This window comes from Alcaligenes sp. Me129, assembly GCF_050487245.1.
Taxonomy (GTDB): domain Bacteria; phylum Pseudomonadota; class Gammaproteobacteria; order Burkholderiales; family Burkholderiaceae_B; genus Alcaligenes; species Alcaligenes phenolicus.
The window spans coordinates 18,542-28,221 of the sequence record NZ_JBKQGX010000030.1; the positions used below are offsets into that span (position 1 = coordinate 18,542).

Sequence of the window (9,680 nt, forward strand, 5' to 3'; positions counted from 1 at the left end):
GTCTTAACCTTTCACACCCAGCGCTTGCTTCAGGCTGCGCTCTACTACCGTACGGAACAGCACCTGATGAGCTTCATCCCGTTGTGCCAGATACGACTGCAAGGCCGCTGCAATCGTGTCCCCTTCCAGGACGGCGGCCCCTTGTGCAGCCACGTTCACGGCCAGTTCGGGCAAAGAGCGCGGAGCGCCTTCCATGGCTCCAATCACTACGCGCGCCGTGCGCGTGGCCGGGTCGAAATAACAGGCGCAGCTGGCATCAGCAAACTCGCCCACTTTGCGGGTAAATTTGTAATAACCCCAACGGGCCGAACCGGACACTTCAGGTACATCCACAGACTCGATGAACTCACCGGCTTCCAGCACCGTGGTGTAGGCAGCCAGCATGAATTCGCTCATGGGAACCGTACGGCTGCCTTGGGTTCCACGCACATTGATGCGTGCGCCCAGGGCGGCACAGGTCAGCACCCAGTCTGCCGCCGGGTCCGCATGGGCCAGGCTGCCACCCAAGGTGCCGCGATTACGCACACCCCTGTAAGCAATGCGGCCTGCCACTTTCTGCATCATGTGGCCGCGCAGCAGTTCGTGAATGCCATCTTCAATCTGGGCGTGAGTCACAGCAGCGCCGATACGCACTTGCCCTTTATTGGCCGTTACCTGTCGCAGCTCGGGCACTGCCGACACATCCAGCACTCGAGCAGGGCGCACCAGACGCAGATTCAACATGGGGCCCAGGGACTGGCTGCCACCCATCAAGCGCACGGCGGAAGGGTCGCTGCCATAAGCGTCCTGGATCTGTTTCAGGCTCTGGGCCTGTTCATACTCAAACTTGGCGGCCTTCATGCCTGAACCTCCGACACGGGCTGTTTATCTTGCTGATTGGCGGGCTGTGCTGCAGCGCGAATGGCGCTTAGCAGTCGATGCGGTGTCACGGGCGTGTGCGAGACCTGTGCTCCCGTAGAGCGCAAGGCATTATTAATGGCGGACATGATGGCGGCAGGAGGGGCAATCGCTCCGCCCTCGCCCATGCCCTTGGCACCAAACTCGGTATTGGGCGATGGGCTTTCCATGTGTTCGATATGAATATTGGGCACCTCGCAGGCACCGGGCATGACGTAGTCTGCCAGGGTCGATGCCAGCGGCTGAGCAAACTCGTCGTAAGGCATTTCTTCGTACAAGGCGGTGCCGATCCCCTGGGCAATCCCGCCTATGGTCTGGCCTTCCACAATCATGGGGTTGATCATGACGCCGCAATCTTCCACCACCACGTACTTGAGCACTTCCACCCCGCCAGTCTTTGGATCAACAGCCACCACCACGGCATTGCTGGCGTAGGTGAAGCTGCCGGTATCGACTTTGGGTTTGTAGCCTACGGATAGCTCCAGACCTTGCGGGTCCACGTCCTCGGGCAAATGCTGCGGATTGATGTACCAGGCATCCGCCACTTGGGCGATGCTGATTTGACGACCCTCGGCACTGAACATATCGCCTTGATGCTGCATGCTGTCCACATCGGCTTTCAGCATATGCGCGGCAATCTTGCGCACGCGCGGCAGCAGCTCTTTACAGGCCTTGGACACTGCACCGCCAGACATCACCAGGGAGCGCGAGGCATACGTGCCGGTAGAGAATGGCGTGCGGCCCGTATCGCCGTGCACCACTTTGATCTTGGCCACGGGAATACCCAGAATTTCGCTGGCGATCTGGGCAAACGAGGTTTCCATACCCTGGCCGTGCGAGTGCACACCCACACGCACTTCCAGCCCACCGTCCGGGGTCATGCGTACAAAAGCCTGATCAAAACCCGGAATCACCGCAGTGCCCCAACTGGCGAACACGGACGTACCGTGTGCGGACTGCTCGGTATAAGAAGCCACACCCAGACCAATCAGGCGACCATCGGGCTCACCCTTGGCCTGACGAGCCAGCACAGCCTCCACATCCACCGCAGCCAGAGCGCGGCGCAGGCTTTCTGGATAGTTGCCCGAGTCGTAGTGCTTGTTGGCCACGTTGACGTAAGGCATTTGCTCGCCTTGCACCAGGTTCATCAAGCGAATTTCCCAGGAGGGCTTGCCGACCGCCAGGGCGATCTGATCCATCACCTGTTCAATGGCCAGGCAGACACCCGTACGGGCTACGCCACGGTACGGCATGAAGCCTGGTTTGTTGGTGCCCACACCGCGTGTGCGGCAGCGGTAGCCACGAAAATCGTAAGGACCGGGCAAGTTGCCCAGGGCCTGGCCTACTTCCAAACCCACGGTAAAGGGCCAGACCGAGTAAGCGCCACCATCAATATCAATTTCAGCATCCAGCGCCAGCAGGCGGCCTTCATTGCTGATGTGTGCTTTCAGGCGGTATTGGTGTTCACGGGTATTGGCGCCAGCAATCAAGTGCTCACGGCGGTCTTCCATGAAACGAAAGGGCTTGCGGAAGGTCTTGGCCAACCAGGCCACGCACAGCTCTTCCTGATGCAGCACGCATTTATAACCAAAAGCGCCGCCCACATCGGGGGAAATCACACGAACCTGCGCCTGATCCATCCCCAGGAACTGGGCAATGCCAGTGCGGTGCATATGCGGGATCTGACTGCCGCAATACACCACCAGTTGATCGGCCTGGAAATCCCAATAGGCCAGAACGGCCTTGCCTTCCATCGGCAACATGCACTGACGCGACAGGCTGACCGAGTGCTCGATCACGCGATCGGCACGGGCGGCATGCTCTTCAAAGGCCACGTCCGAGCGCAGTGTCACAAACACATTATCCTGCCAGCCCTCATGCAGCAGATCACCCTGCGCGGCCAGCGAGGCCGGCACACTGCCGTAAACCGGCAGCTCGTCGTACAGCGCTTCAATCTCCTCCAGAACGTCCTCGGCCACGGCGCGGCTTTCACCAAAGGCCATGGCAACCGGCTCGCCCACATAACGCACACTGCCCGAGGCCAGCGGCGGCATGCTGGAGGCCTGGTAACTGGGCAAAGTGGAAGCGGCGTAAATATCCAGACAGTCCGGCATATCGGCGCGGGTAATAACCTGCGCACGTGCGCTGTCTTCAATATTGATCTGACGGATTCGGGCATGCGCCATGGGGCTGCGCAGGAAGGCGACTTCCTGCAGCCCTGGCATGGTCATGTTTCCGATGAAGTTGCCCCGGCCATTGAGATGGCGCGCATCCTCCTTGCGAAGAATACGCGCACCCACTCCTTGGCCACCCAGGCTTGACGGGTGACTGTGCTGACTCATTTCACTACCTTAAGAATGTGCTGCTTAACTGCGCTTGCCCAACTCGCTGAAGGTGAAGTTGTCCAGGGCGCTTTCAGCAACCCGGAACCAACTGGCCTCCTGCTCCTGGAAGGCCTTCCAGCTTGGATAAATCTTGGCAAAATCGGCGTTGCTATCCGACAGTTCCTTCCACAGTTCCTGGGACTTGTCGTAAGCGGCCTTCATGACGTCCTTGGGGAAGTAACGCAGCTTGGCCCCATCGGCCACCAGCTTGCGCAGAGCGCCGGGGTTCAAGGCATCGTACTTGGCCAGGCTGAGCATGGTCTGCTCATTACAGGCCGTCTCGAATGCTGCTTTGAAGTTGGCTGGCAAGGCTTCCCAGGCATCTTTATTGACCATGGTGGTCAAGGACGCACTGCCCTCGAACCAGCCGGGGGAATAGTAAAAAGGAGCGACTTTGTTCAAGCCCAGCTTTTCGTCGTCGTAAGGGCCAATCCACTCGGCCGCGTCGATCGTGCCTTTTTCCAGCGAGGAGTAAATATCGCTAGGAGGAATCTGCTGGGGCACGGCGCCCAGTTTGGACAGCACCATGCCGCCGATGCCACCGATACGCATTTTCAGGCCTTGCAGGCTGTCCAGATCCTTGATTTCCTTGCGGAACCAGCCGCCCATTTGCACGCCCACATTACCGGCTACAAAGTTCACGATGTTGTACTGGCTGTACATTTCGCGCAGCAATTTCAGGCCACCACCAAAGTGCACCCAGGAATTGTGCTGACGGGCGTTCATGCCAAAGGACAAGCCGGTATCAAACGTTACGGCGGTGTTCTTGCCCACAAAAGCGGTACTGAGCACGTGGTTGCACTCGACCGTACCGTTGCTGATGGCATCCATGTTCTGGGCATAAGGCACCAGCTCGCCACCGGGGAAAGCGCGGATTTCGAACTTGCCTTCAGTCAGTTCGCTGACACGTTTGCACAACGCTTCGGCCGAACCATAAATGGTGTCCAGGCTTTTGGGCCAGCCGGTAGACATGCGCCAGCGTACGGTGGGGCTGTTCTGCGCAATTGCAGGGGCGGCTACGGCTGCCAAACCCGCACCCGCTACCGTTGCCGATTTCAGCAGAAAACTACGACGCTCCATCACTCACCTCTTTGTATTTTTTAATGTATTTACACCCCTTGCTCGATAGGGGTCTGGGTAGTTTGCCCGCCAGTCTGGCTTGCAGCCCCGACAGCAACTGCCCGAACCTTGCCAAACCGTCCCCCCCGAGGGGCCAGACGGACGTTCCAAGCAGTGTCAGCACACTATGAAATTGACATTCACCGCTTCGATAATAGTAAGTGTGCTGATTAATTAATTTTTGGTCAAGCAGGGAAACTACTGACGCATGTCCTTGATGAGATAAAGGAAAGCATCATCAATAGCTTAAGCCTCAACTAGCGCAATCCCTTATAAAAACGATATTTGATTTTATAATTTATACAGTATACTGACTAATTGAAAGCACAACCCGGAGACAACTTTGAACTGGATAAAAATTTCCGAAACTGATGCCATCGACAACGAAGAGTCCCTGGCAATCGAGTGGGAAGGCAAGAAACTGGCCCTGCACAAACTGGATGACGAGTTCCACCTGACCGACAACGTCTGTACCCACCAATATGCCCTGCTGTCCGACGGCTATCTGGAGGACGGTTGCGTGGAATGCCCTTTGCATCAGGCCAAGTTCTGTTTGCGCACCGGCAAGGCGATGAACGCCCCTGCCACGGTGGACATCAAGGTCTATCCGCTGCGCATTGAAGGCAACGATATTCTGGCCGACTTCAGTCAGGCCTGAGCTTTTTTCTGCTGACGAGACCTGCAACATCATGGCACACCACACTTCCGTACTGATCATCGGCGCTGGCCAAGCGGCTTCGGTGCTGGCGCGCGAACTGCGCAGCCTGGGCTTTAGCGGCAGCATCACCTTGGTAGGGGATGAAACTCACCTTCCCTACGAACGCCCGCCCCTGTCCAAAGACGTGCTCAAGTCCAGCGCGACCACTGACAGCGTGTTTTTGCAAAAAGCCGAGTTCTATCAAGAACAGAATATTGAACTCTTGTTGGGCACCAGCGTGCAGTCTCTGGATTGCGCCACGCGTCAGGCCAGCCTGAGCAATGGCCAGACCAGGAGCTTTGACCACGCGGTGCTGGCCACAGGCGGCGCGGCCCGCGAACTGGCTCTGCTGCCCGCCAGCCAGGCCAACGCCCTGTATCTGCGCACGCTGGACGATGCCCTGAGCCTGCAAGCTCGTCTGCAACCCGGTTTGCGCGCCCTGGTGATTGGTGGCGGTTTCATGGGTCTGGAACTGGCTTCAACTGCCAGTGAAACTGGCGCACAGGTCACCATCATTGAAGCGAATGAACGTCTGCTGGCCCGCAACGCCCCTGCCCTGCTGTCGCAATGGTTGCTGGAGCGCTTCGAGTCGCAAGGCATCACCGTGCGCTTGGGTCAGGGTGTGCGTCAGGCCCACTTTGCGGCAGAAAACGAGCACCCCGTTCAGCTGGAACTAAATGATGGTCAGATCCTGAATGGCGATCTGGCCATTGTGGCCGCCGGTCTGAGCGCGAACTCCGCCTTGGCGCGGGCCAGTGGTATCGCGGTAGACGATATGACGGCCGGGATTATTGTGGATCGCCAGGGCCGCACCAGTGTGGCGGGCATTTATGCCGCTGGCGATTGCGCCACACAGATCTGCCCCGATACCGCCGTGCGCACGCGCACCGAATCCTGGCAGAACGCCAACGAGCAAGCCCGTCAGGTGGCCCACGCCATTGCCGGGCAGGATGCTCCTGCTGCACCTGTCAGTTGGTTCTGGACGGATGTGCTCGGTTGCAACATTCAAATGCTGGGCCAAGGCAGCCCGGATCTGAACTATCAGGTACGCGGCGTCATGGACAGCCAGGGCGATGCCATCAGCTTCATGTTGCTGGCATTTGAAGGCCAGCATTTGCGACACGCAATTGGCGTCAATGCCGGCGCGGATCTACGCACTTTGCGCAGCGTCATGGAACAGAACTTGCCTGTGGACCCGGCCATCGTGCTGGACCCGGCCACCAAGCTGCGCCAGTACGTGAAAGAAGCGGCTCGTACAGCCCAAGTCTAAGAAAGAGAAGCGGCCTGCGCCGCCTCGTCATCACGAATCATTAAAGAGTTATCAGAGGAGAACCCCATGTATCAGACGCAAACGGTGATAGGCCAGACGGTCGGGTCCAAAGACCGCCCTGTCGAGGAATGCACCTGGCCCGAGGACGTGCTCAACACCATTCCGGACTGGGTCTACACCAGCAACGACATTTACAACCGCGAGATGGAACGCATTTTCCATGGTGACACCTGGAACTTTGTGGCCCTGGAGGCGGAAATTCCCGATTCGGGCGACTACAAGCGCTCGTATGTGGGTTCCACGCCAGTGGTCGTCGCTCGTGCGGAAGATGGCAGTATCAACGTATTTGAAAACCGCTGTGCACACCGTGGTGCCGAGTTCTGCCGCCACAATCAGGGCAATACCAATGAATTTGTGTGCCCGTATCACCAGTGGTCTTACAGCCTGAAGGGTGATCTGCAAGGGATTCCTTTCAAGCGCGGTGCGAATAAAGAAGGCGGCATGCCGCGCAGCTTCAAGAACTCCGAGCATGGTCTGAAAAAGCTGCATGTGACCACGCACAACGGCGTCATTTTTGCGTCCTACAGCGACAAGGTCGAGCCTATTACGGAATACCTGACGCCTGAAATTCTGAAGGATTTCGAGGCGGTGTTTCCCGGCAAGAAGCTGAAGATTCTGGGTTACTACCGTAACGAGTTGCCTTGCAACTGGAAGATGTACCACGAGAACCTGAAAGATCCTTACCACGCGACCTTGCTGCACTCTTTCCTGGTGGTGTTCGGTCTGCTGGTAGCGGGCAACAAGTCGCAGATGTATGTGGACCCTGTGCATGGTCGTCATGGCTATATGGCTTCGGCCAAGTCCGAGGACAAGTACGCCGAGGTCAGTGAGGACAACAAGAAGGAAATGCGTTCCTTTGTGGACGATATGCGTTTGCGCGATGAGCGTTTTCTGGACTACGTCAAGGAGTTTGATTCGCCGTGGTCGGTGACCATGCAGACGATCTGGCCCAACCTGATTGTTCAGCGCGAGATGAACACCTTGGGTGTGCGTCAGATCGTGCCCAATGGCCCCAACAGTCTGATCATGCAATGGACCATGTTTGGCTATGAGGACGATACCGAGGAGATGACTCGTCACCGTCTGCGTCAGGGCAACCTGATGGGCCCTGCCGGTTTCCTGGGTCTGGAAGACAACGAGGCCATGAAGTTTGTGCAGGAGGGGGTACGTCGTTCCAGCAGCGAGGTGAACATCATCAAGCTGGATGAAAGCAAGCTGGGTACGTCCAATACGCTGATCTCGGAAGCGGCTATTCGCTCCATGTACCAGTACTACCGCCAAGTGATGGATCTGTAAGACGAGCTGACTTATGAAAATGGATTTTTCTTTCAAACCCGCCCAGGTTTCTGTTGAGCGCGCTTTGGCCTTGAAGGCGGAAATTGAGCTTTTCAATGCCGAGTACTGTGCCACTTTGGATCGTGGCAATGTTGAGGACTGGCCCATGTTTTTTGTGGAGGACGCGGTTTACCGAGTCACTTCTCGCGAGAACGCGGATCTGAATTTGCCGGTAGGTCTGGTCTATGCCGAAGGGCGCGACATGATGCACGATCGTGCGGTGGCCATTGCCCGCACGCAGATGTATGCCCCGCGCTACATGCTGCATCTGGTCACGGATGTGCGCGTGATCAGCGAGGAGGATAATGGCGATATTGAGGCCGAGGGCAATTTCATGCTGATGCAGACCTTGGTGGAAGGGCCTTCCACGGTGCATCTGGTGGGTAATTATTTCGATACGTTCACGCGTGTGGAGGGTCGGTTGATGCTCAAGGAGCGTCAGGTGATTTTTGATACGTCCATCCTGGCGAACGATCTGGTGTTCCCGGTCTAAGGCCCGGGGTTTGCTTCTGGTTTTAAAACTGTTTTTTGTGTGCTGTTTCCGAGCCACTTGAGTCAGAAGGTCTTCTGATTCCTTTGAGCACCCTTCTTTGTTGAGGGGTGCTTTTTTTTGCTTATTTATTGGGGCAAAGGGCTGATGCCTGGCGCAACGTCAGAGATATGAGGCTTTAGGGCTGGTAGCTCAGGTTTGGAGGGCATTCAGCTTAGTCAGGATCGGGGATAAAAGGTCTCTGTGAAAACGCCATTCAGTCGGCCTGCTGGGGTGTCCGGGCTGAGCACTTGCCGGTGCTGCGCACCGGTGCCCTTGTCAGGAGATAGCTACGGGCGCATCCTGAACTCACCCGGTACTTGGTCCCCCGGACCAAGTACAAGCGTCGGGTTCAAACAGCAGGATGCTTGCACCCCTACGCTATCTCCTGCCCGCGGCAAGTACTCTGATCCGCCCTGACACCCCAGCAGGCCGACTGAACGGCTCACAATGGCTTTTTATCTACCAATCTCTTACGGACTCTTTGAACAAACAGGGCCTCGTGCCTTGCTCTTCTGTATTTCCTAAGCACCTATCGTTCTGCTCTTCAGCCCCCCTCCCTTCCGTTCTCCACCCATCCAATCTGGGCCCTTACTTTCATCCCACCTCTGCCAGTGCCGTTTGGGCTTTAAACAATGTTGCTTGTTTTCTTGTGAGGCCCGTGTGCGGCTTGGCGGGCGAGTCAGGGCCCTTGCCGCGGGCAGAGTGCCGGGGTGGGATGCAAGGGTCGTGCTGTTTGAGGAGCACGCTTGCGGTTTGTCCGGGGGACAAACCGCGCTCCGAGTTCACGACCCGCCCGCCCCGGTACTCTGACAAGGGAACCCACGCGCAGCGTGGGCAAGGGACCCGCCAAGACAAGCCGCACACGGGCCTCACAAGAAAACTATCCACCCCTCTTACGCAAAGCCCAAACGGCACGTCCAGAAGAAAGCCCTGACACCGAAATCCTTGCAAACCCACAACGCTAGCAGACATAAAAAAGCCCCCGAGAGCCATACGGCTCCCAGGGGCACAGGTACGATAGCCCGCCCCCAAGCGGCAGGCCATCGATACTCAATCACAAGGCTATCAACACAGACTTGTTAACGACGACTCATATCCATCAAGCACGGACGCCCATCCAGACCATGATGAAACACGTCGCTCTTTTCAAAAGCTCAAAAAAATTGAATAGCGTTAAAGACCAATCAACGTCATCGCCTCTTCACGTGTTGCCACGGTGGCGTACTTCTGACGCATATCGAACAGGTTAGCCTCGTGAGGGCCAATCGCACGGTCACCCACACAATCCGATACCACCAGGGGGCGGAAGCCCAGTTGCATCGCATCGACCACGCTGGAACGCACGCAACCGCTGGTCACGGCGCCAGCAACCAGCAGTGTTTGCAC

The 9,680-nt window shown here is 57.2% G+C and carries 8 protein-coding genes; 4 read left to right on the top strand and 4 right to left on the bottom strand.

What is annotated here, in order from left to right; genetic code table 11:
- Positions 1–3: 3 nt before the first annotated feature.
- From ACLPGZ_RS19170 to ACLPGZ_RS19180, 3 genes are read right to left on the bottom strand one after another with little or no spacing between them, the layout of a single operon-like run.
- Complete coding sequence (locus ACLPGZ_RS19170; protein ID WP_429641856.1) at positions 4–840, bottom strand: FAD binding domain-containing protein; 837 nt, start codon at positions 838–840, stop codon at positions 4–6.
- Complete coding sequence (locus ACLPGZ_RS19175; RefSeq protein WP_429641858.1) at positions 837–3,239, bottom strand: xanthine dehydrogenase family protein molybdopterin-binding subunit; 2,403 nt, start codon at positions 3,237–3,239, stop codon at positions 837–839. Before ACLPGZ_RS19175 ends, ACLPGZ_RS19170 begins: the two co-directional genes overlap by 4 nt.
- A gap of 24 nt (positions 3,240–3,263) precedes the next feature.
- A complete protein-coding gene (locus ACLPGZ_RS19180; protein ID WP_035273653.1) occupies positions 3,264–4,361 on the bottom strand; it encodes a TRAP transporter substrate-binding protein in 1,098 nt (365 codons plus the stop codon).
- Positions 4,362–4,743: 382 nt separating this feature from the next.
- Between ACLPGZ_RS19180 and ACLPGZ_RS19185 the strand changes: the two genes are divergently transcribed.
- The 4 genes from ACLPGZ_RS19185 to ACLPGZ_RS19200 all read left to right on the top strand — a co-directional run bounded on the left by ACLPGZ_RS19185 (position 4,744) and on the right by ACLPGZ_RS19200 (position 8,255).
- Positions 4,744–5,058: a non-heme iron oxygenase ferredoxin subunit gene (locus ACLPGZ_RS19185; protein ID WP_009460854.1), complete on the top strand. Its 315-nt coding sequence runs from the start codon at positions 4,744–4,746 to the stop codon at positions 5,056–5,058.
- Positions 5,059–5,089: 31 nt separating this feature from the next.
- On the top strand, positions 5,090–6,367 hold the full coding sequence (locus ACLPGZ_RS19190) for an NAD(P)/FAD-dependent oxidoreductase (RefSeq protein ID WP_115634381.1): 1,278 nt from the start codon (positions 5,090–5,092) through the stop codon (positions 6,365–6,367).
- Positions 6,368–6,433: 66 nt separating this feature from the next.
- A complete protein-coding gene (locus ACLPGZ_RS19195) occupies positions 6,434–7,723 on the top strand; it encodes an aromatic ring-hydroxylating dioxygenase subunit alpha (RefSeq protein ID WP_009460850.1) in 1,290 nt (429 codons plus the stop codon).
- A gap of 13 nt (positions 7,724–7,736) precedes the next feature.
- Positions 7,737–8,255 (top strand): aromatic-ring-hydroxylating dioxygenase subunit beta, encoded by a 519-nt coding sequence (locus tag ACLPGZ_RS19200; RefSeq protein WP_115634382.1) that lies wholly within the window; start codon positions 7,737–7,739, stop codon positions 8,253–8,255.
- A 1,212-nt stretch (positions 8,256–9,467) separates the two neighbouring features.
- Here ACLPGZ_RS19200 and ACLPGZ_RS19205 read toward each other — a convergent pair.
- The coding region (locus tag ACLPGZ_RS19205) for an isochorismatase family protein (protein ID WP_429641861.1) at positions 9,468–9,680 on the bottom strand (213 nt) is incomplete at its 5' end.

Coding starts and splice junctions, on each gene's coding strand:
- ACLPGZ_RS19175 (WP_429641858.1), bottom strand. CDS start 3,239: ATGAGTCAGCACAGTCACCCGTCAAGCCTGGGTGGCCAAGGAGTGGGT.
- ACLPGZ_RS19200 (WP_115634382.1), top strand. CDS start 7,737: ATGAAAATGGATTTTTCTTTCAAACCCGCCCAGGTTTCTGTTGAGCGC.
- ACLPGZ_RS19195 (WP_009460850.1), top strand. CDS start 6,434: ATGTATCAGACGCAAACGGTGATAGGCCAGACGGTCGGGTCCAAAGAC.
- ACLPGZ_RS19180 (WP_035273653.1), bottom strand. CDS start 4,361: ATGGAGCGTCGTAGTTTTCTGCTGAAATCGGCAACGGTAGCGGGTGCG.
- ACLPGZ_RS19170 (WP_429641856.1), bottom strand. CDS start 840: ATGAAGGCCGCCAAGTTTGAGTATGAACAGGCCCAGAGCCTGAAACAG.
- ACLPGZ_RS19190 (WP_115634381.1), top strand. CDS start 5,090: ATGGCACACCACACTTCCGTACTGATCATCGGCGCTGGCCAAGCGGCT.